Source organism: Vreelandella boliviensis LC1 (assembly GCF_000236035.1).
Taxonomy (GTDB): Bacteria; Pseudomonadota; Gammaproteobacteria; order Pseudomonadales; family Halomonadaceae; genus Vreelandella; species Vreelandella boliviensis.
The window spans coordinates 617989-637776 of sequence record NZ_JH393257.1 but is presented as its reverse complement, the minus strand read 5'-3'; the positions used below and the strand labels follow the sequence as shown (position 1 = coordinate 637776).

The 19788-nt window shown below is 50.8% G+C and carries 23 protein-coding genes and 1 pseudogene; 15 read left to right on the top strand and 9 right to left on the bottom strand.

The window, feature by feature from the left end; genetic code table 11:
* The 7 genes and pseudogenes from KUC_RS19875 to KUC_RS02665 form a co-directional block, all read left to right on the top strand.
* Positions 1-357: pseudogene (locus tag KUC_RS19875) on the top strand (DUF7281 domain-containing protein); the annotation flags it as partial.
* Positions 358-690: 333 nt separating this feature from the next.
* On the top strand, positions 691-1515 hold the full coding sequence (locus KUC_RS02690) for a ParA family protein (protein ID WP_007111551.1): 825 nt from the start codon (positions 691-693) through the stop codon (positions 1513-1515).
* The gene (locus KUC_RS02685) at positions 1515-1985 is read left to right on the top strand and encodes a hypothetical protein (protein ID WP_007111550.1); all 471 of its coding nucleotides are present in this window, start codon (positions 1515-1517) and stop codon (positions 1983-1985) included. Before KUC_RS02690 ends, KUC_RS02685 begins: the two co-directional genes overlap by 1 nt.
* Before the next feature lie 2 nt (positions 1986-1987).
* Positions 1988-2677, top strand: a complete 690-nt coding sequence (locus tag KUC_RS02680) for a DUF5677 domain-containing protein (protein WP_007111549.1) — start codon at positions 1988-1990, stop codon at positions 2675-2677.
* Between the two features lie 124 nt (positions 2678-2801).
* A complete protein-coding gene (locus tag KUC_RS02675) occupies positions 2802-3326 on the top strand; it encodes a hypothetical protein (protein ID WP_040479337.1) in 525 nt (174 codons plus the stop codon).
* A gap of 212 nt (positions 3327-3538) precedes the next feature.
* Positions 3539-4501: a ribonuclease Z gene (locus tag KUC_RS02670; protein WP_007111547.1), complete on the top strand. Its 963-nt coding sequence runs from the start codon at positions 3539-3541 to the stop codon at positions 4499-4501.
* A gap of 1230 nt (positions 4502-5731) precedes the next feature.
* The gene (locus KUC_RS02665) at positions 5732-6358 is read left to right on the top strand and encodes an MBL fold metallo-hydrolase (protein WP_244264724.1); all 627 of its coding nucleotides are present in this window, start codon (positions 5732-5734) and stop codon (positions 6356-6358) included.
* A 50-nt stretch (positions 6359-6408) separates the two neighbouring features.
* On the opposite strand, the gene KUC_RS02660 is transcribed toward KUC_RS02665, so the two are convergent.
* From KUC_RS02660 to KUC_RS19865, 3 genes are all read right to left on the bottom strand, one after another.
* A complete protein-coding gene (locus KUC_RS02660; protein WP_040479334.1) occupies positions 6409-6726 on the bottom strand; it encodes a CcdB family protein in 318 nt (105 codons plus the stop codon).
* Positions 6726-6971, bottom strand: coding sequence for a type II toxin-antitoxin system CcdA family antitoxin (locus KUC_RS02655; protein WP_007111543.1), 246 nt, complete (start codon positions 6969-6971; stop codon positions 6726-6728). The genes KUC_RS02660 and KUC_RS02655 overlap by 1 nt, the downstream gene beginning before the upstream one ends.
* A gap of 211 nt (positions 6972-7182) precedes the next feature.
* Positions 7183-7314: an AbrB/MazE/SpoVT family DNA-binding domain-containing protein gene (locus KUC_RS19865; RefSeq protein ID WP_083825737.1), complete on the bottom strand. Its 132-nt coding sequence runs from the start codon at positions 7312-7314 to the stop codon at positions 7183-7185.
* Positions 7315-7413: 99 nt separating this feature from the next.
* Between KUC_RS19865 and KUC_RS02645 the strand changes: the two genes are divergently transcribed.
* From KUC_RS02645 to KUC_RS02635, 3 genes are all read left to right on the top strand, one after another.
* Entirely contained in the window at positions 7414-8067 is a 654-nt protein-coding gene (locus KUC_RS02645; RefSeq protein WP_040479331.1) for a DsbA family oxidoreductase, read from the top strand.
* A 167-nt stretch (positions 8068-8234) separates the two neighbouring features.
* Positions 8235-8480, top strand: a complete 246-nt coding sequence (locus KUC_RS02640; RefSeq protein WP_007111540.1) for a type II toxin-antitoxin system CcdA family antitoxin — start codon at positions 8235-8237, stop codon at positions 8478-8480.
* Entirely contained in the window at positions 8480-8779 is a 300-nt protein-coding gene (locus KUC_RS02635) for a CcdB family protein (protein ID WP_040479328.1), read from the top strand. The genes KUC_RS02640 and KUC_RS02635 overlap by 1 nt, the downstream gene beginning before the upstream one ends.
* Before the next feature lie 145 nt (positions 8780-8924).
* Here KUC_RS02635 and KUC_RS19220 read toward each other — a convergent pair whose 3' ends face one another.
* Both KUC_RS19220 and KUC_RS02630 read right to left on the bottom strand, forming a co-directional pair.
* Positions 8925-9062: a hypothetical protein gene (locus KUC_RS19220; protein ID WP_007111538.1), complete on the bottom strand. Its 138-nt coding sequence runs from the start codon at positions 9060-9062 to the stop codon at positions 8925-8927.
* Positions 9063-9108: 46 nt separating this feature from the next.
* Positions 9109-10281, bottom strand: coding sequence for a UbiH/UbiF/VisC/COQ6 family ubiquinone biosynthesis hydroxylase (locus KUC_RS02630; RefSeq protein WP_007111537.1), 1173 nt, complete (start codon positions 10279-10281; stop codon positions 9109-9111).
* 106 nt (positions 10282-10387) lie between these two features.
* Between KUC_RS02630 and KUC_RS02625 the strand changes: the two genes are divergently transcribed.
* The 5 genes from KUC_RS02625 (at position 10388) to KUC_RS02605 (ending at position 15100) form a co-directional block, all read left to right on the top strand.
* Positions 10388-11254, top strand: coding sequence for an NAD-dependent protein deacetylase (locus tag KUC_RS02625; protein ID WP_040479324.1), 867 nt, complete (start codon positions 10388-10390; stop codon positions 11252-11254).
* A gap of 64 nt (positions 11255-11318) precedes the next feature.
* Entirely contained in the window at positions 11319-12782 is a 1464-nt protein-coding gene (locus tag KUC_RS02620; protein ID WP_007111535.1) for a protein adenylyltransferase SelO, read from the top strand.
* 44 nt (positions 12783-12826) lie between these two features.
* Complete coding sequence (gene dinB, locus KUC_RS02615; protein ID WP_007111534.1) at positions 12827-13873, top strand: DNA polymerase IV; 1047 nt, start codon at positions 12827-12829, stop codon at positions 13871-13873.
* Between the two features lie 141 nt (positions 13874-14014).
* Positions 14015-14842, top strand: coding sequence for an alpha/beta fold hydrolase (locus KUC_RS02610; RefSeq protein ID WP_007111533.1), 828 nt, complete (start codon positions 14015-14017; stop codon positions 14840-14842).
* Between the two features lie 9 nt (positions 14843-14851).
* Positions 14852-15100 (top strand): YkoF family thiamine/hydroxymethylpyrimidine-binding protein, encoded by a 249-nt coding sequence (locus tag KUC_RS02605; protein ID WP_007111532.1) that lies wholly within the window; start codon positions 14852-14854, stop codon positions 15098-15100.
* A 66-nt stretch (positions 15101-15166) separates the two neighbouring features.
* Here KUC_RS02605 and gabT read toward each other — a convergent pair whose 3' ends face one another.
* From gabT to KUC_RS02585, 4 genes are all read right to left on the bottom strand, one after another.
* On the bottom strand, positions 15167-16444 hold the full coding sequence (gene gabT / locus KUC_RS02600) for a 4-aminobutyrate--2-oxoglutarate transaminase (RefSeq protein WP_007111531.1): 1278 nt from the start codon (positions 16442-16444) through the stop codon (positions 15167-15169).
* Positions 16445-16546: 102 nt separating this feature from the next.
* Positions 16547-17485 (bottom strand): sensor domain-containing diguanylate cyclase, encoded by a 939-nt coding sequence (locus KUC_RS02595; protein WP_007111530.1) that lies wholly within the window; start codon positions 17483-17485, stop codon positions 16547-16549.
* A complete protein-coding gene (locus KUC_RS02590; RefSeq protein ID WP_007111529.1) occupies positions 17472-18302 on the bottom strand; it encodes an EAL domain-containing protein in 831 nt (276 codons plus the stop codon). The genes KUC_RS02595 and KUC_RS02590 overlap by 14 nt, the downstream gene beginning before the upstream one ends.
* A gap of 240 nt (positions 18303-18542) precedes the next feature.
* Positions 18543-19757, bottom strand: coding sequence for a CaiB/BaiF CoA transferase family protein (locus tag KUC_RS02585; RefSeq protein WP_007111528.1), 1215 nt, complete (start codon positions 19755-19757; stop codon positions 18543-18545).
* Positions 19758-19788 lie beyond the last annotated feature (31 nt).

Genomic DNA, 19788 nt, shown 5'->3' with positions numbered 1-19788 from the left:
GTTTCCCGCGGCCCCAGCCACTACGGCGGCGGCTTTGCCTTACTGGCAGAGGCCTGGCGCAAAACCCATCGGCCGCATATTTACGCCGGTGATTTTGATGTAAAAGGCGTTACGCTTGCGCTTGATAGCGGCGCTACTCACTTGTTGCTGCCCGATATCGAATGGCTTACTCAACATGCCACGTCGTTGCATGTGCCTGCGGAGCAGTTTCCTTACCAGCGCAGGCTGCGTAAACATCTTGCGGCGCTGCCATCCGCTCATCCATTGCGTGAGTATCTAACGCTGCTGTTGGAAAAGCAGCGGGGGCTCAGGCAGCAGTGGTTTGGTGGGGAGATGGGGTGTATCGCGCTAAGCTAAAAGCCAACTTGTTGGAACTGCCATTCATACGCAGTACTTCACTACTTGTCTGATTTTCCGCTTAAGGTACTCGTCAGCTGTTAAAGCCTGGTTTCCAAAGCTGAGTAGTGCATTTATAGGCCGTGTGATTAGCCTGAGCAGATCGCGGAGGTAGGCAGTTTTTAGATCTATTGCCAATATTTGCTTTGCCTTGAGAAGAATTAATAAGGTAAAGTGATATCAGGCTTTATTAAAGTACATCAAAATGTACTTGAACGTTTAGTGAGATGATGCCTTGGGCTAAGTCCATTGTTGTTGTCTTGGAAATATCTTCAACTTTATATATGGAATAAGATGAAAACAATATCGTTTATTAATATGAAAGGTGGAGTTGGTAAAACAACTTCAGTTGTTGAAGTAGCTACAGTGTTAGTTAAAGATCATGATAAAAGAGTTTTGATTATAGATATAGATCCACAAACTAATGCTACATTTTCATTTATTGAATATGATGATTGGCAGAAAAATGTAGAACAAAATACAATTGCAGACGTTCTTGGAATGAATAAGCATCTTAGCAGTAGGCGTGATGAGTATGATATAAATAAGGCAGTTATTAAGAATGTTTCTGATATAGTAGGGTTGGACTTGATCTCGTCTCATTTGAGTTTAACTTTTTTGGATTTAGATTTGAGCGCCCAAGCAGGTCGAGAAATGATACTTTCTCGACAAATTAAAAAATTAGAAGAAGAATATGACTATATACTTATTGATTGTCCGCCGAATTTGACATTGGCACCTCAGAATGCACTGGTTGCTTCGGATTATATAATTACTCCGATCATTCCTGATTTTTATTCTTTTCTCGGTTTGCCTTTGCTAAAAAATAGAGTTGATCGTTTGAACAGAGATTTAAATATAGATGTTGAATTTTTAGGTTGTTTGTTTACAAGGGTTGAACGCACCGTGAATTTGCATTCTGAATTTATGCCTAAAATTAGGAATATATGCGAGGAATATGGAATTTATGACTTTAAAACCATTGTTCCAAAAAACATTAAGCTTAGCGAAGCTAGTAGTTCAAATTCTCCAGCTAGAGTTGCGTTTCCTGATTCTACAGGAGTTAGTGCCTATAAAACTATAGTTAACGAAATGCTTCGTAAGCTTGGAGAGTTATAATGGATAGAAATGTTGAAAGTCTTGAGAGAGTATTAAAAAACGTATCTGAATATGAAAGGATCGGCCTTGATACTTCATATTTAAAAGCGTTCATAAAGAACTATAAGTTGTTTTTAGAGTTGCATAATATAGAATCTGATTTAGAGAACAATAGTTATTCTGATAGAATGAAAATATTGGAGAGTATATTAAGTGACAAAAAATTATTTCCTAGAATAATTGATATAGTAGAGTTTTCTAATAAAAATCTAGATATCGAGTTTAGATCTCAGAAAGCATCTAGAGATACAACAATAAGTAGAATAATAAAGCGGGCTGAAAAGGATGTGGAGTTCAAAGAAAATCTTAAAAGCAAATTAACTTATTTAATTAATGATGGGTATTATAAAGAGCAAAAGAAAACGGTTAGCTCTAAAAAATCAATGCTAAACGATTTAGATAAATGGGCAAAAATGCTTAAGGATTTGTAATTATGCTAAAAGAGAGAGTTGAATTTAACGCTTTAAATGATTATGAGCTCTACCATAATGATTTTAAGCTGTTTTCAGAGGCAACGAAAAGTCATTTAAAAATAACTGGTGTTTTTGAGGTTTATTGGTGTACGTTGGTTTTTAAGAACTGGAAAGAAGGAGTTAATCATACTGGCTGTGATAATTTGGATAGTATTTTCAATGAGCTTCATCAGGACGTTAGTTCGTCGTATTATTTAGCTTCTATGGGACTTTATAGAACTTCAAATATGCATTTAAGAAGCCTGATTGAATTGTCTTTTCAGTTATTGTACTTTTTTGATCATCCGATAGAATTTGAAAAATGGAAGGTTGGTGAGTTTGTAATCAAGCATGAAAAGCTCAAAGATTATTTAAAGGAATATCCTGCTTTCTCAGATAACGCATTAAAAGGTAAAATCAATACTCTTGTAGAGCAAATATCAAAGCTATGGAAAGACTTTTCAAAACACATTCATGCAGAGTCTTTAGTTTATTTTCAAACCCAAAAAGTTTCTGTTTCTAATAACGGTTTTGATTTGGCTGACTTTGGAAAGTGGAAGTCAAGTTTTGTTAGATTGGTAAAGAAGATAAATGAGTTGTTTATGTTGTTTTTTTCAGAGAAGTATAAGCTTTTTCCATCCACTAATAGAGATCTTTTAACCCTCAGTTAGGCTCAATGTGAAAGTCTATTTTTGGATAAAAAATAAGGAGTTGCGACTAGTTAATTTTAAGAAAATAGGCGGTCAGATGATAAAAATAGGTTTTTCAACAACCCCTTTGTGCATAAGGTGTGAGATGAAGAGTCAAGGTATTATCGCAATAATTGTCGCGTTAATTGGATTTTTAACTTTTACTCTACTTTTGTTGGCTGAAAAAATTGGAACGCCAGGGTATCTTTTTTTATTATCTCTGCTTTCTCTTGTTTGTGTGGTTGTTCCAGTTCTAGGTCGTCTTAAAGAATTTGATGTTAAAAACTTAAAGCTAACTCTAGAAAAGATTGAACAAGCGAAGGGAGAGATTTATGCAAAAGAAGAGTCTTTGAAAGAAATATCATATATTTTGTCAGAGCTAATTGCTGCTAATTCTACACTTACAGGTATGTGGGGTGATGAAAATTCTTCGAAATATAGCAAGGCGTTAGTAAAGAATAAGATAAAAAAGCTTTGCTTAAAGTTAGGTATCCCTAAAGAAAAAATTGATGATTTGTTTAAGTATGAACGTGCACTTAAAGAGTTGCAGCAATACAAGGGTGAGGAGCGCAAGAAAAAATGGCAGGAATTCATAGAGTTGCTACGTGTTGGTGCCGATGAAAATACTTAATTAAAACATCAAAAAAATTGAGGGCTGGAGGTTTGTTCCCGGAACCGTTTGTTAATTTTTAAACTGCAAGTGGTATTAGTCAAGCGTAGTGAACCTAAGTAAATCCCAATTGCATGAATTTACGCCCAATGAGACTGTAAAAGCACTATTGCTGAAATTTAGATGACTGACATCACACCAACTTGGTCTTAAAGCGAGATCACAAACAAGCTATGAACTTACTCTTCTTAGGCACCTCCGCCGGAGTACCCACTAAAACAAGAAACGTCTCCGGCGTCGCCTTGCGAGAGAGCAAGGGGAAGGGCTGGTATCTGATCGATTGCGGTGAGGGCACCCAGCATCAGGTCTTGCACACGAAGCTGTCGTTCCATTCACTGAAAGCCATCTTGATTACCCACGTGCACGGCGACCACTGCTACGGGCTGCCGGGCATATTGGCGAGTGCGGGAATGGGTGGCCGGAAGGCGCCGCTGACCATTGTGGCGCCCGCAGGTATCAAGGCATGGTTGGAGGCTACCTGCGAGGCCACGCAGCTATGTTTGCCCTTCACTTTGGAGTTTATCGATTCGGACGAGCTGCCCAGCGTTGAGTTTGAGAGCATCGCGGTGACCACTTTCCGGCTTTCACACAGGGCGCCTTCCTATGCCTATGGGTTTACGGAGCGAAAGGTCGACGCTGATTTAAACATTGAAAAGCTGACCCAAAAGGGTATTCCGAGAGGGCCGTTGTGGGGGCAGTTAAAGCAAGGGTTTGATATTGAGTTTGCGGGCGAGCAGTTAAAAAGCCAGGACTTCTTAATCTTTAAAAACAAGCCCAGGAAAATAATGATCGCCGGGGACAATGACCAGCCTGATTTGTTAATGGATGCCTGCACAGGAGCTCAAGTGCTGGTGCATGAAGCCACCTACACCGAAGAGATGGCCGAGAAGGCCGGTGATGTAGGGCATAGCTACGGCAAGCTTGTCGCCGCGTTTGCTGAATCGGTACAGCTACCCAATCTGGTGCTGACGCACTTTAGCCCCCGTTACCAGCTCAACTCCAATGCGACGCCCTCCATCGAAGACATCCGCAAAGAGGCCCAGAGCGTTTATTCAGGTTCGCTTTATTTGGCGCGGGATTTTAGCGAATACACCCTGGATAAAGCGGGCCGTTTTGCTGAACTGTCGGGCGAATAACTGCTTTCATACCCCCCTCTCCTTGAGGCTGTTCTGAGCATGGGTAGTGATACCAGTTGGGGGTGAAAAGACGTCTTAAAACCAATCCTCTACTCGAAGCCCTGGGATGCGACTAAACTCGTCTAGATTATTGGTTACCAAAATCAGGCCTCTTGAACGAGCATGTCCGGCAATCATCTGATCGTATGGGCTGATAGGTGTGCCCGCTTGTCCAACTCACTACGTAGCTGGCCACTGTGGTAGGCGGCGCTGGGGGCTTAGTCGAGAACTTCCAACCGGGCTGCAAATCCTTCTATCACACTTAAATTTTGCTCGGGAGAAGCGGACTTCTCAGCACCATACACCAACTCAATTAGTGTCACGGTGCTGATGCAAAGCTGGTCGCTAAGTTGGTTAAAGGTCTCTGTTGCTAGCGTGCCACTTCCGTGTGGTGCACGCTATAATTTACTGTGGGGCTGAAATGTTAATTAACGACCCTGCTTCTTTTGTCCGAACGCTAAAGTGTAATCCTACTCAACCAGGCGAGAAGAGTCGCATTACTACAAGAAATCATTATGCTTCCAAATGGGTCATGGGCGCTACGCAGTGGAATCAAGTCTAGATGGTAAAGGCTGTTATGGGATATTTCGTTTTACAAATTAATACAGCTATAGTCCATTTTTGCTAAGTAAAAATGGTGAGTTGCTATCCAGTGTAACTACCATGTTGATCAAGAAAGACTAAATAGCTAGTGTATTTTAAGTTGTTTTACACTTAAAATTTAATCAGTGAGTATCACAAAAAACATATTGACTGCTGATGTTTTAATGATTAATTTTAAGAAATATCCTTGTAAATTTTATGCTATTTTCTCAAGGGGTAAGCTTCAGTTTGTATTATATTAACCAAAGGAGTTTGTTATGTTTTTTTCATTTTATTTTTGTTCATAACCTTTGGAGTATTTCTTATTGTTTTAGGGGGTAAGATATATAGAAAAGCAGAAAAGTATGAATTTGAAAACAGAACGTCGGGAGGTGTAGTGGAGTTTAAAAATTTTGAAGATTCACGTAAGCATGAATGGCGTAAAGCTGCTGCAAAGTTATGTTTTTCGATCAGTGTCCTAGTGCTTATCATATCTTTTTTGATGTTAGGTTTAGCACTTTTAAATTAGTAGCTGGTTCAAAAAGAAATCACTTCATTACATCGATAGAGGTTGATTTTTTAAAATCATATAGATGTTATGATGTATAGTTGCATTTGGTGTTAGATTTTATCGACTCGGACGAGCTGCCCAGCGTTGAGTTTGAGAACATAACAGTTACCACGTTCAGGCTTTTACACCGGGTGGCGTCCTATGTCTATGGGTTTACGGAGCGAAAGGTCGACGCTGATTTAAACATTGAAAAGCTGACTCAACAGGGCATTCCGAGAGGGCCGTTGTGGGGGCAGTTGAAGCAAGGGTTTGATGTTGAGTTTGCGGGTGAGCAGTTAAAAAGCCATGACTACCTGATCTTCAAACACAAGCCGAGGAAAGTGGTGATCGCCGGGGACAATGACCAGCCGGACTTGTTGTTTGCTGCCTGCGAGGATGCACAGGCGCTGGTGCATGAAGCCACCTACACCGAAGAGATGGCCGAGAAGGCCGGTGACGTTGGGCATAGCTACGCCAAGCTTGTCGCTGATTTTGCCGAATCGGTGCAGTTGCCCAATCTGGTGCTGACGCACTTCAGCCCCCGTTACCAGATCAACCCCCATGCGACACCCTCCATCGAAGATATCCGCAAGGAAGCCTATTCGGGGTCGCTTTATCTGGCGAGGGATTTTAGCGAATACACCTTGGATAAAACGGGCCGCTTTTCTGAACTGGCGGGCGAGTAGTTTTTTTGTGTTTCAGCCTATGCGACATGTATGCACTACTGTTCTGAACATTAAATTCCAGTAACGGCGAGATCGAGCGCATCAACAATTTGGCTCTTAAAATGCGCAAGGGTGCCGACGGCGTTTCTGAGATGTTTTTCTGGCACTGATGAGATTTGTGGTGTCAGTAACAATAGCGCCTGATCATTGAAGGTTATTTCCGGGGTGAGGCCTTGCATGGCGTTGCCACCTAAAGCCGTTCGATTACCCAATGGGATCACAATGCGGGTTGCCAGATCCGTTAGTAGGCTACTTTGGATATCCACCAAGTACGGATAGTGCGCTCTGCTGGTCTTGCTGGGGTTAGGGTAAACATCGAACTGAGCCATCAAAACGCCCGAAATTCGTCACCGAAGCAGCCATGCTGCTCGACAAAATCGTTGTAGCTTTTGATCGCCGCTCGATTTTCTTCAACCCACTGTGAAGCTTCGCATTTTGCCAACTCTTCTCGCAATGCTCGTTCTAGTGTGGCCGAGAGATTAATGTTCAAAGCGCGAGATTTTTGCAGCAAGTCGCTGTTCACTGACAAATTAGCGGCTTTTTTCGGTGCGACGGTGTTATATAGCGCGGCCATTGCAGCCCCCTGTGACTGTCATAAGCGTATAAACAGCATATGCGCATGGTAGTGCGCATTCAAGCGACTAAAACGTTAAGTATTGTCAGCTGTCATTGCGCAAGCGGCCTCGATTGCTGGTCGCTGTGCTGATTAAATATCTCACGAACATAGAGAGGTTTATGTTAGATGGTGAAAATGCAGATATTAGTGTCAAGCATGTACTAAAGCATCAAAACGCCTCGCGTTCCTGTTCGTTTGGCTGCTCGCGTTCGCTCATAAAGTCTGCGGTGGCACTTTGACCATCAAACCAGCTGTCCCACGCTTCACTTCGGTTACTTTTAAACACCGTTGCTTTTTCCATGGCTGTCTCCTTATCAGTGCTGCCGTTACTCACTATATGCACGTAACATGCTTTCTTTAGTTTGATCGAATTTTGAGATATGTCGAAGGGATATACAAAATGCAGAAGTTGAGAATCGACCTAGTGTCCGATGTCGCATGCCCATGGTGTGCGATCGGCTATCGGCGCTTAGAACAGGCACTAGAAACCCTTGATGGCGAGATCGACGTCGAGCTCTTCTGGCAGCCCTTCGAGCTGAACCCGGATATGCTGCCCGAGGGCGAGCCGATCCTTGAGCACTTGTGCCGTAAGTACGGCAAAGATGCTGCCAGCATGGAGCAGTCCCAGCGCGAGATTATGGCCGCCGCCGAAGAGCTTGGGTTGAATTTCCGCGGTGCTTTGGAACGCCGGGCGAACAATACCTTTGCCGCCCACCGCGTGCTGGCGTGGGCTGGAACGCAAAACCGAGAGACGGAGCTGCAGTTGGCACTCTTCGAGGCCTACTTCGGTGAAGCGAAAAACCCCGCCGACCCAGCGGTGCTGCGCGAGAAGGCCATTGAGGTTGGGCTAGACGGTGACGCCGCCGAGGCCATCGCCCGCTCCGATCAGTACGCGGACGAAGTGCGAGCGGCACAGCAGCGATTTATGGAGGCAGGGGTGAGCGCGGTGCCAGCATTCATCCTCGACGGCCGCTACCTGATCTCCGGCGCCCAGCCAGCTGAAGTGCTTGTCGATGCGCTTCGTCAGGTGGCTGAGGAAAACGCCAACCAATAACGTCCCGCCACTTTTTAGTGATCACCGAGCAGGTCAGTGCGGCAATAGCCTTTACTTGTTGCGACTACCAGACAGTCTTGCTTTTCCATTAGCCACTAGAATAGCCAATTGATGTGCTATAAGTATGCGCATATAGTATGTGCATTGTTATGTGCGAGGAGTGAATTATGCAAGCCGCCGAAGTGACCAAATCCATACGCAAGCCAACGAACCTATCGCTAAATAGTGCCCTTCTCAAAGAGGCAAAAGCGCTGGGAATTAACGTTTCACGATCAGCAGAGGCAGGGATTGCGGAGGCGGTGAAGCGGCATAAGCAGAAGCAGTGGTTGGAAGATAATGCCACGGCCCTTGCAAGCTCGAATGCATACGTTGAAGCTAATGGATTGCCTCTTGCACGGCACCGTCAGTTCTAATGGCCCGTTTCGATATCTTTGAAAATAAGGGGGGTACTGGCTATCTGCTGGATGTTCAGACAGATCTTCTCAGTGGCTTGAACACTCGAGTGGTTGTGCCACTGCTGCCCAAATCCTCGGCACCGTCTCCTGCTCAGAGGCTGAACCCTGTGTTCAACATTGAGGGCCAAGAGGTCGTCATGGCGACTCAATATATGGCTGCAGTGCCCGAAGGCGAATTGCGTTTTATTGCGGGTAGCCTTGCTGAGCAGCAAGACGAAATTTCTGCGGCGTTGGATATGCTGTTTTTGGGATTTTAAGGTTGAGCTTGCAGAAATTTCACCGATTGCGTCGTATCGGCCGCACTTGAGCGGCTCTGCAATGAATGCATCAAAATGTTGGCAAAAAAAGCGGCGCTGGTGTGATAAACGCTGGCTTTAGTCTCAAAGCCAGCGCTTTCCCCCTTTACTGCAAAAACGCCCGCAACGTATCACTCGCCTGGTCGATGGAAACAACGCCGTCCAAGTGGCCTCGGTTGCCTTCCAGGGTTTCAAGCGTCACGTCGGTGCCCTCTGCTTCAATCAACTCGGCAGTATGGCGCACGCCTTCACAAGATCGTTTTCGCCATACAGCATCAGCGTAGTCGTTTCTAGCGCATTTTAAACGGATTCAACCCATTGGCTTGCTGCATCATCATGCGCTTGGCGAACGGAAAGCGCTCAGCGAGCTGCAGGCTTAAATCGCCTAGTTGGCGCAGCGGCTTGGCACCGGTAAACAGGTGATGAAAAGTGTCGGTGGCGGCGATCATCGCCTGGTTAGCCGCGCGGCGCTGGCACTCAAAGCGGAGTAGGTTGACATAATCACCTGGGTCGCGGCCTTGGATAATGATCTCTGCAAGGGTATCGGCGTCGTGAAGGCCGATATTCAACCCCTGGCCCGCCAGCGGGTGCACCACATGGGCGGCATCGCCAATCAGTGCTAAGCGCTTGCCGATATAGCGGTGGGCATGTTGGCGTTTGATGGGAAAGCTGGCCCGGGCGACGATGCGGATGAGGTTGCCCAGACGTTTAGGGAAGGCCATTTCGATGGCTGTTTTTAGCGCGTCATCGTCAAGCTGCTCCCGGGCTTGGGTGGTTTTATCGGTGTCGTACCACACCAGGGAAGCGCGATGGCCGGGGAGCGGCAGCATGGCAATGGGGCCCGTGGGGGTGAAGACCTGCCAACTGACATCCTGCTGGGGAAGTTCGGTTTCTACGTTAATGATCATCGCCCGCTGGTGGTAGTCGTAGCTGCTAACGCTGATTCCCGCTAGCTCGCGCAGGGTCGATTGCGCGCCGTCGGCGCCAACAACTAAACGAGCGCTTAGGGTTTTGCCGTTATCCAGCTCCAGCAGGCGCCCGGTGCTAGAGGTGAGGGTGCTTATCGGCGCGCACTGGGTGTAGCAGGTAACGCTGGGTAGTTGCTCCAGGCGCTGCCATAGCGCGTACTGCAGCGTGCGGTTTTCGATAAAGATACCGAAGTCTTCCATGCCGCTCTCTGCTGCGGAAAACAGCGAGTGGCCGGTGCCGTCCTGGTTGGAGACATCAATATGCCGAAACGGGCAGCTGCGTTCTTCAGGCAGTGCCGTACCGCTGGCTTTAACAAAAGCTAACGAGCGCGCATTCAGCGATGAAATACGCAGGTCATAGTCACCGCTAGGTTCGGCAGGAGCGTCGCCGTGTTCCACCAGCCCGACGGAGAACCCCGCATGACCCACGCGAGCCGCCAGCGCGGCGCCCACCATGCCGCCACCGACAATAATAATGTCATGATCGTGCTGCATAAGAGTACCTCCTGGGTGCACAATAACCGTTAAAGGGCGCGTTGCATGGCCCGCTATCGCTATACAGTATCATTGAGTTTAAGCCACATTGCCTAGAGGTGAACTATTGACGCAGGCCGTGGAAATTGCAAAAAGCGTTACCCAGGCGGGCAAGGAGCTGGCAGCCTTTATTCAGCAGCACCCCAAACTGTGGGTGATTACCGGTGCGGGCGTTAGTACCGATAGCGGTATTCCCGACTATCGTGATGCGGATGGCCAGTGGAAGCGGCCACCCCCGGTGCAGCATGGCGATTTTATGAGCTCTCATCACGTTCGCCAGCGCTACTGGGCGCGGGCGCTGATTGGTTTTAGCGCCATGCGCGAAGCCCAAGCCAGCGGCGCACACCGGGCGATAGCCACACTTGAGTCCCTGGGCTATATCCAACAGTTGGTGACCCAAAACGTTGACCGTTTACATCAACGCGCTGGTTCACGCCGGGTGATCGACCTGCATGGTCGTGCGGATATGGTCAAGTGCATGGTGTGCGACTATCAAATGATGCGCCACGCTATGCATAAAGAGATGGCCCAAATGAACCCCACCTTTACTGGTTTGCAGGCCGGTCACGCCCCGGATGGCGACGCCGACCTGGAAACCGACTTCAGCTCCTTTCGTATTTTCGACTGCCCGCGCTGTAGCGGCATCCTGAAGCCTGATGTGGTCTTCTACGGCGATGTGGTGCCCGCAGAGCGAAGGTTAGCTGCACAGGTAGCGCTAGCCGAGGCGGATGCGGTACTTGCTGTAGGTACCTCACTAATGGTGTTTTCCGGCTACCGTTTCTGCCGTACCGCCCATGAGCGGGGAATCCCGTTGGCGTCGCTGTCACTCGGTGTTACTCGGGCGGATGCTCTGCTCACCCACCAATGGCGCGCACCGCTAACGCCGGTGCTTGAAGAGGCTATGCGCTGTTTGCAGCGGCGTTTACTTGACTAAAATGCTAGGGTATTAGCCAGCCATTGCCACTAGATCGTCATTGCCATCAATAGCGGAGCCCATCGTGCTGTCATTTGAACATCTCTACGCCACCTTACCTGAACCCCTTTGGGTCGCCACCCAAGCAACGCCCGTGGCCCACCCAGAGCTGATTGAGTTTAATGCGCCGCTTGCCCATGAGCTAGGCGCCAAAGAGATACCTGACGCAACAACGCTTGCCGAGTGGTTTAGCGGCAATCAACCCATGTCGGGTGCCAAATCGGGCGCATTGGGTTACGCAGGCCACCAGTTCGGCAATTTTGTGCCCCAGTTGGGTGATGGTCGGGCGTTGCTGCTGGGTGAAGTGATCGATCAGCAGGGCATACGCCGCGATGTTCAATTGAAAGGCAGCGGCCGTACACCGTTTTCCCGCGGTGGTGATGGCCGCTCGCCGTTAGGCCCGGTATTACGTGAATACTTGGTCAGTGAGTTTATGGCGGCGATGGGCATTCCCACCACCCGCGCGTTGGTAGCGGTGACTAGCGGCGAACGGGTGGTGCGGCAGATGGCCGAACCCGGCGCGGTGTTTACCCGCGTGGCCAGCAGCCATATCCGCGTTGGCACCTTCCAATTCGCCGCCACGCGCCGCGATGAGGCACTGCTCAAAGCACTTGCCGATCATGTTATTGAGCGCCACTACCCAGAGGCAGCCAACGCAGAAGATCCGTATTTGGCACTGCTGGAGGCGGTGGTGGCCCGCCAAGCCGTGCTAATTGCTCGCTGGATGAGCGTTGGCTTTATCCACGGCGTGATGAATACCGATAACTGCAGCATCGCCGGGGAAACTATCGATTACGGCCCCTGTGCGTTTATGGAGCAGTTTGATCCGCAGAAGGTGTTTAGCTCCATCGATGAAGGCCGCCGCTATGCGTTTGCCAATCAGCCCGCCATTGCCCAGTGGAACCTGGCCCGCTTTGCCGAAACGCTGCTGCCGCTGATGAATGAAGAGGGCGAGGCGCTGGTCGCTCAAGCAACCGATGCCATCCGCCATTTTGAGCCACTGTTTGATGCCGAACAGCGGCGCCTGCATGCCGATAAACTAGGCCTAGCAGCAGATAGCGACCAGGCAGTGCCGCTGATGGATGCGCTGGAAAGCCAAATGCACCAGGGGCGGATGGATATGACCGCTACCTTTGATGCACTCACCCAATACGCGGCCTCGACGAGTGATGAGCACCGCGAGGGGCTGCTGTCGCTAACGACCCAACCCAATGAGCTAACGGCGTGGCTGGATACCTGGCGGGCCGCGCAGATGGCGAGTCAAGACAGCCAGCGCTTTGCCGCTATGCGAAGCGCCAACCCGGTAATTATTCCCCGCAACCACCGGGTTCAAGAGGCCATCGATGCCGCTTACGACGGCGATTTTGCGCCTTTTCATACTCTACTGGAGGTCGTCACCCAGCCATTCGATGACTCCGTAGAAGCGCGCCGTTTAGCGGCACCCGCCACAGATAGCGAACAGGTATTAAGAACTTTCTGCGGCACATAACGTCTATGCTAGACTGTGTTTTTTTACAGCTAGAAGGGTAGCCGGTGCGCAAGATTATTCACTGCGACTGTGACTGTTTCTTCGCGGCGGTGGAGATGCGCGATAACCCCGCGCTGCGGGATATCCCGATTGCCATTGGCGGCAGCGTCGAGCAGCGCGGTGTGGTTGCCACCTGTAACTATCCCGCCCGCGAGTTTGGCATTCACTCGGCGATGCCCATGGGCCAGGCGCTCAAGCGCTGCCCGCATCTGACCGTGATTCGCGGCGATATGGCCAAATACAAAGTAGTTGCCCGCCAGGTGTTTGTGATTTATCGCGAGGTCACCGAGCTGATCGAGCCGCTGTCGCTGGATGAGGCGTTTTTGGATGTCTCTGAGGTCACGCTGCACCACGGTAGCGCCACGCTAATGGCGGAAGCGGTCCGCGAACGGGTGAGTCGTGAAGTGGGGATTACCGTTTCGGCGGGTGTGGCACCCAATAAGTTTTTGGCCAAAATCGCCAGCGATTGGAATAAGCCCGACGGCCTGTGCGTGATTACGCCGGATAAGGTCGATAGCTTCGTCCAGCAGCTTTCGGTGAAGAAAATTCACGGCGTTGGCCCCCGCACCGCAGAGAAGTTAGCGGGGCTGGATATTCATACTTGCGCCGATCTGCGTACCCGCACGCTCACAGAACTGGTCGAGCACTTTGGCCGTTTTGGGCGACGGCTGCATGAACTGAGCTGGGGGCGGGACGAGCGCCCGGTAAAAACCCACCGCGAGCGCAAATCGATTAGCACCGAGCAGACCTACGCCCAAGATTTACCCAACCTTGACGCCTGCCGCCAAGAGTTACCCGCGCTAATCGAAGATTTAGAGCGCCGCTACGCCCGGCTTGATCCGCCACTGGCGGTGCGAGGACTGATAGTCAAAGTGAAGTTTAGCGACTTCACACAAACGACCGTGGAGCACGCCGACCCCGCCCCCAACCTCGAACAGTTTGAGACCCTGCTGAATGTTGGCTGGGCCAGGGGCGAGCGTCCCGTGCGCCTGCTGGGCGTGGGATATCGGCTGGCGGACAACAGCCAGGAGCATCAGCTGTCGCTGTTTTAATTAGCCTGTTAACCCTTATGAGGATTGACGCTCATTCAGTAGCGCGTTAAAACAGACGTATGATAGATGGTTAGATCAATACCCATCTGACCGTTGCCACTGATCGATCCCAACTACGCTACTTCTCCAACGAGCCCCGCCATGCCTGCTAATGCTGCCCAACGCCCCCGTTTAGTGTTTGCCCACGCCAATGGTTTTCCAGGGTTAAGCTATCGCAGCCTGCTCAATCCGCTGGCAGAGACCTTTGATTTGCATCCTCTGGATCGACTGGGTCACCACCCTGACTATCCCGTAAACCACAACTGGGGCAACTTGGTGGATGAGCTGCTGGGCTACCTGCCAGAGAGCGATACGCCGCTGCTGGGCGTGGGGCATTCGCTGGGTGGCACCTTGATGGCCATGGCCGCCGATAAACAGCCGGAGCGCTTCTGTGGGGTGATTATGCTCGACCCACCGCTGATGCTGGGGTCGGATGCCTGGGCAATGAAAGCCGCCAAGCGGTTTGGCTTTATTGATCGCATCACACCCGCCGGTAAAACCTTGGGGCGGCGCACTGTGTGGCCTAGCCGCGAGGCGATGGCTAACTCACTGGGTCGCCGGGGCCTGTTTCGCCGCTTTACCCCGGAGGCGCTCAACGACTACATTGAAGCAGGGACGCGCTTGTTAGACGACGGCAGTGCTGAACTGACCTTTGATCCGCGGATTGAGGTGGAAATTTTCCGCCATCTGCCCGATCACCTCTCGCGTCTGCCGCAGCGGCTGGGCGTACCCATCGAGCTGGTGGCGGGCAAAGAGTCCCACCTATTGACCGCTTCTCGTATAAAACGCTTGAAGCGTAAAGGGTTAACGGTAAGCGAAGTCCCCGGTACGCATATGTTTCCGATGGAGCATCCGGATGAGACCCGTGCCGCTATTGTGGCTGCCTGGCAGCGACTATCCGCAGTCAACAGACCCTCAAACACAGCGTAAGGAGGCGTTATGTATCTTTCCGTACAGCTTAGCTACTACCCGCTAGCCGATGACTTTAAGCCGGTGGTCAAAGAGGTGGTGAAACGCCTTGAGGCGACAGGATTGGAAGTACACCCCAACCGTATGAGCACCCAGGTATTTGGCGAGTTTGACGAGGTAATGGCGGCGTTAAGCGAAGTGATGAAGTGGTCGTTTGAGAGCCATGGCAAAGCAGTATTTACGGCCAACTTTCTGGAAGGCGACCGCAGGCCTCGTTAAACCAAAACGCCGCCCGATTTGGGCGGCATTGTATTCACGTCTGCACTAACGTCAGTTAGGTTGGCGTTACACCAGTGAATCCAGGCAGGACTCAATAATATCCAGGCCTTCATTGAGCACGTCATCTTGAATGGTGACAGGCATCAAGAAGCGGATGGTGTTGCCGTACATGCCGCAAGAAAGCAGGATCAAGCCCTCTTCGCGGGCTTTCTTGCATAGCGCAGCGGCCAGTTCAGGGTTAGGCGTATGGTCGGCTTTGCTCGATACCATTTCAAACGCCGCCATGGCGCCCATGTTGCGCACGTGGTCGATGCAATCAAACTTGTCTGCCCACACATTGAAGCGCTTGGCCAGCTTGTCGCCCAGGGCCTGGCTCTTCTCCAGAATGTTCTCTTCTTCAAACACTTCCATGACCGCCAGCGCCGCTGCACAGGCGGTGGGGCTGCCGGTATAGGTGCCGCCCAGGGAGTTAGGGCCTGAAGCGTCCATTACCTTGTCGGTGCCTACGATAGCGGAGATCGGCATACCGTCGGCCATGCTCTTCGCCATGGTCATAATGTCCGGCTCTACGCCGCTATGCTCGATGGCAAACATTTTACCGGTACGGCCAAAGCCCGACTGCACTTCGTCGATGATCATCAGCATGCCGTGCTCATCGCAGATCTCGCGGATCTTGGTCAGGAAGCTGGTAGAGGCTGGGTAGAAACCGCCTTCGCCAAGCACCGGTTCGAGCACGATGGCCGCGGTATCTTTGGGGTTGGCATCGGTTTTCAGCGTCATTTTCAGGCCGCGAATGGCTTCATCTTCGCTAACGCCGTGGTAAGGCACTGGGTAGGGGGCACGGAATACGGTGCCTGGCATCGGGCCGAAGTCGCTCTGGTAGGGCGCGACCTTGCCATTCATCGCCATAGTGTAGAAGGTACGGCCGTGGTAGCCGCCATCAAAGCAGATAACGTTGGAACGGCCAGTGGCGGCGCGGGCGATCTTGACCGCGTTTTCCAGCGCTTCCGCACCGGAGTTGGCCAGCATGACTTTGGCATGGCCACGAACCGGAACGATGTGGCTGAGTTTTTCCGCGACCTTCACGTAGCCTTCATAAGGCATGACCGTTTGGCAGGTGTGCATCAGCTTATCAAGCTGGGCTTTGACCGCGGCGACTACTTTCGGGTGGCGGTGACCTACGTTGAGTACGCCAATGCCGCCTGCGAAGTCGATAAAGCGGTTGCCGTCCGCATCCCAGATTTCAGCGTTTTCAGCGTGATCGGCGAAGGCCGTTGCGGGGCTAGCGGCGCCAGCAGCGACGTATTTATGTTTGAGCTCGTTCAGTTCGGCATTGCTGCTCATGGCTTACTTCCTAATTGGTGAGGATTGATCTTTTAGCATAGTACTTATCAGCACGGTACTTAACAGCACGGTACTGACCAGCATAGTGCTAAATAGCTTTGATTACATGGGTGACGAGGCAATGACAACACGATTACGCCCCGTCTGTTTAGCTTGATACATAGCTTTATCAGCACGATCAAGTAGTCGTGTGCCAGAGGCTTCAGCGTAGCTGGCAATCCCCGACGAGAGTGTCACCGTTAATTGATGCTCGGTAAAGGTTTGTTGTGCCACGTTTTCGCGAACACGCTGCATGCCCAGAGAAGCCTCTTTGGCGTTTACACCCGGCATAATGATCAGAAATTCTTCCCCACCCAGGCGGATATGCAAATCAGTGTCGCGCAGTACATCGCTCACTAATGTGGTGATTTGCTGAAGAACGCTATCGCCAACGCTGTGCCCATAGGTATCATTAATCGCTTTGAAGTTGTCCAGGTCATACATGGCGATACTGAAGGGAGTGTCATACCGCTTACAGCGCTTGATCTCCTCATCCAGCCGCTGCAAACCAGCACGGCGATTGAGCAGCTCGGTTAGCTCATCGTGGTGGGCAAGATGATCCAGACGTTCGTTGGCTTGCTTTAGCCGCTCTTCTAACTGTTTGCGCTGGGTAATATCGATAATAAAAGTGACTTTGCGCAGCTCGCCATCGTCAGCTTCAATGCGCGCAGCTTCGGCAATAATGGTACGCAATTCGCCGTTTCTGTTGATGACATCCCACTCTTGGCGCAGCTCGTGGTTTTCGTTGCCTTGAATAAACTCATCGTGTAACGCCGACAAAATAGCCCGGTTCGCTTCTGGCACCATCATGGTGAAGTGTTGCCCCAAAAGCTCATCGGGTCGATAGCCATAAAACTCACAGTAGGCGGGGTTGACCATTTCAAAGTGGCCAGAAGGCGTCGTGATACAGATCCCAATGGGGGACGCTTTGATCACGTTTTCAGTATTGCGCTTTGAGCGGTTAAAAAGCTGGTAGAGCTGATCAGGGCTAATTTCTTTCATGCACCGCTCCTGAACCGCTCTCTACTTCACTTTTTAACCCCGCTAGTTCACTTTTTAACTCCGTTAACAAGGGGCTAATGTCGGCGCCCAAGGAGTTAATGGCGGGTTTGGCGAAATAGAACCCCTGCTGACAAACAATGCCGGCGCGGGCCAGCCAAAGAGCTTCTGCGCGGGTCTCTACACCTTCGGCAATGAGCGTCATATCAAGCTCTTGGGCGAGCAAGATGATCGCATTTAACAGCGCTTGGCGGCGAAAATCGCTGTCGCAATGCATCACCAGTTCACGGTCGATTTTAAGCTTATCAGGGGTCAATTCGGTGAGTAAGTCCAGGTTGGCGTAGCCATTACCAAAGTCGTCAAGCGCTGTTTTGAAACCCATGGAGCGGTACGCATCGATAATATTGCATAGATGCTGCCGGTCGCGGACTCGCTCGGTTTCGGTGATTTCAAAAATAAGCCGGTTGGTGGGCCAGCCCACACGCTTAGAAACCTCTAACGTTGCCTGAATACACGCTTCCGGCTCATAAACGGCGTTGGGCAAGAAGTTGATCGAAAGGTCGGTTTGCATATTCAATGCGCTGGCCATCTCGATTGCTTTTACCCGGCAGGCCTGATCAAACCGGTAGAGCAGGTCGTCGGTGACTTGGGCAATCACACTTCCTGCTGATTCGCCGTGCGAGCCACGAACCAGTGCTTCATAGGTGACGATTTGGGCCAGTGATAGATCCACGATGGGCTGAAAGGCCATGGTGAACTCAAAAGGCAAGTCGCCTTCACAGCGTTTGCAACTGCCGTTAACGCGTGCGCACTGGCTCATAGCGGCTCCTAGGGGATGAGTATCGGATGTCTCTGCTAATACTTACAGCCTACACCGAAGCATTCAAAGGTACTTAGTTTAGATCTTAATATTTTTTTTGTATAGATATTGTATAGCTATGTGTTGTGAAGCACTGGCTGGTTGCTCTCCACCTGCTGGCTCGCGGTTGCTGTCAGTTCTGATGGCCCAAAAAAAGCGCCGGGTAAGGCGCTCAAGAAGGGAAATAAGAAAACAACACGACTAGATAATCCCCGCTTCGCGGAGCGCAGTGCGCTGCTCCAAGCTAATGCCGAGTTCATCCAACACGCTTTCAGTATGCTGCCCCAAGTGGGGCGGCGCCGTAGTAGCACTCATTTGGGCGCCGTTGAAACGGATAGGGTTGGCAACTAGATCCACCTGGCCCGCTTGGTCATGGGGTAAGGTCTGCTTAAGCCCGCGGGCTTTAACATGGGGGTCATCAAATACCCGGTCTAGGGTATTAATCGGCCCACAGGGGACGCCGACGGCTTCAAAGGCGGCTAGCCAATGATCAGTACTGCACTGCGCCAATGCCGCTTCCAGCTGCGGCACGAGCACCGCGCGGTTATTTACCCGGGCACCGTTGGTAGCAAAGCGGGGATCTTCTGCTAGCGCGGGTAACGAAAGCACCGCGCAAAAGCGTTTGAACTGCTCGTCGTTGCCGACAGCCACAATCATATGGCCATCCTGGGTGGAAAACGCTTGGTAAGGCACGATGTTAGGGTGGGCGTTACCCAGCCGCTGGGGCACATTGCCCGAGGTGAGGTAATTCAGTGCCTGATTGGCGAGCACGCCCACCTGTACATCCATTAACGCCATATCAATATGGCAACCCTCGCCGCTATCGCGGCGTTGGTAAAGTGCCGCCAGTACCGCATTGGCCGCATACAAGCCGGTGAAAATATCGGTGAACGCCACGCCGCTTTTCACTGGCCCGCCGCCGGGTTCGCCATCTGGCTTGCCGGTTAGGCTCATGATCCCGCCCATGGCTTGGATCATAAAGTCGTAACCGGCGCGGTGAGCGTAAGGGCTCTCCTGGCCAAAGCCGGTGATTGAGCAGTAAATCAGCCTGGGGTTTAACGCCTTTAAGCTGGCGTAATCCAGGCCGTAGCGTTTTAAGCCGCCGACTTTAAAGTTTTCGATCAGAACGTCGGATTGAGCGACTAGCTGTTTAATCACCGCCTGGCCTTCAGGCTTGGCCATATCGACGGTCACCGAGCGTTTGCCCCGATTAGCGCATAGGTAATAGGCCGACTCATCAGAGCCCGTCAGCCAAGGAGGGCCCCAGTGGCGAGTGTCATCGCCGCTACCGGGGCGCTCGACCTTAATCACATCCGCACCCATATCCGCGAGCATCTGACCACACCATGGCCCAGCCAGCACCCGGGAGATATCGAGTACTTTAATCCCGGCCAGTGGTTTGGTTAGCTCGCTCATAGAGGCTCCGTTAATAAGTGACAAGTGGTCA

What these genes read in the sequence shown, in the direction of transcription:
- KUC_RS02645 (WP_040479331.1), top strand. Translation starts at nt 7,414, where the DNA reads ATGCAGAAGTTGAGAATCGACCTAGTGTCCGATGTCGCATGCCCATGG.
- KUC_RS19865 (WP_083825737.1), bottom strand. Translation starts at nt 7,314, where the DNA reads ATGGAAAAAGCAACGGTGTTTAAAAGTAACCGAAGTGAAGCGTGGGAC.
- KUC_RS02595 (WP_007111530.1), bottom strand. Translation starts at nt 17,485, where the DNA reads ATGAAAGAAATTAGCCCTGATCAGCTCTACCAGCTTTTTAACCGCTCA.
- KUC_RS02660 (WP_040479334.1), bottom strand. Translation starts at nt 6,726, where the DNA reads ATGGCTCAGTTCGATGTTTACCCTAACCCCAGCAAGACCAGCAGAGCG.
- KUC_RS02585 (WP_007111528.1), bottom strand. Translation starts at nt 19,757, where the DNA reads ATGAGCGAGCTAACCAAACCACTGGCCGGGATTAAAGTACTCGATATC.
- KUC_RS02655 (WP_007111543.1), bottom strand. Translation starts at nt 6,971, where the DNA reads ATGGCCGCGCTATATAACACCGTCGCACCGAAAAAAGCCGCTAATTTG.
- gabT (WP_007111531.1), bottom strand. Translation starts at nt 16,444, where the DNA reads ATGAGCAGCAATGCCGAACTGAACGAGCTCAAACATAAATACGTCGCT.
- KUC_RS02590 (WP_007111529.1), bottom strand. Translation starts at nt 18,302, where the DNA reads ATGAGCCAGTGCGCACGCGTTAACGGCAGTTGCAAACGCTGTGAAGGC.
- KUC_RS02610 (WP_007111533.1), top strand. Translation starts at nt 14,015, where the DNA reads ATGCCTGCTAATGCTGCCCAACGCCCCCGTTTAGTGTTTGCCCACGCC.
- KUC_RS02680 (WP_007111549.1), top strand. Translation starts at nt 1,988, where the DNA reads ATGCTAAAAGAGAGAGTTGAATTTAACGCTTTAAATGATTATGAGCTC.
- KUC_RS02640 (WP_007111540.1), top strand. Translation starts at nt 8,235, where the DNA reads ATGCAAGCCGCCGAAGTGACCAAATCCATACGCAAGCCAACGAACCTA.
- KUC_RS02635 (WP_040479328.1), top strand. Translation starts at nt 8,480, where the DNA reads ATGGCCCGTTTCGATATCTTTGAAAATAAGGGGGGTACTGGCTATCTG.
- KUC_RS02675 (WP_040479337.1), top strand. Translation starts at nt 2,802, where the DNA reads ATGAAGAGTCAAGGTATTATCGCAATAATTGTCGCGTTAATTGGATTT.
- KUC_RS02670 (WP_007111547.1), top strand. Translation starts at nt 3,539, where the DNA reads ATGAACTTACTCTTCTTAGGCACCTCCGCCGGAGTACCCACTAAAACA.
- KUC_RS02630 (WP_007111537.1), bottom strand. Translation starts at nt 10,281, where the DNA reads ATGCAGCACGATCATGACATTATTATTGTCGGTGGCGGCATGGTGGGC.
- KUC_RS02605 (WP_007111532.1), top strand. Translation starts at nt 14,852, where the DNA reads ATGTATCTTTCCGTACAGCTTAGCTACTACCCGCTAGCCGATGACTTT.
- KUC_RS02685 (WP_007111550.1), top strand. Translation starts at nt 1,515, where the DNA reads ATGGATAGAAATGTTGAAAGTCTTGAGAGAGTATTAAAAAACGTATCT.
- KUC_RS02690 (WP_007111551.1), top strand. Translation starts at nt 691, where the DNA reads ATGAAAACAATATCGTTTATTAATATGAAAGGTGGAGTTGGTAAAACA.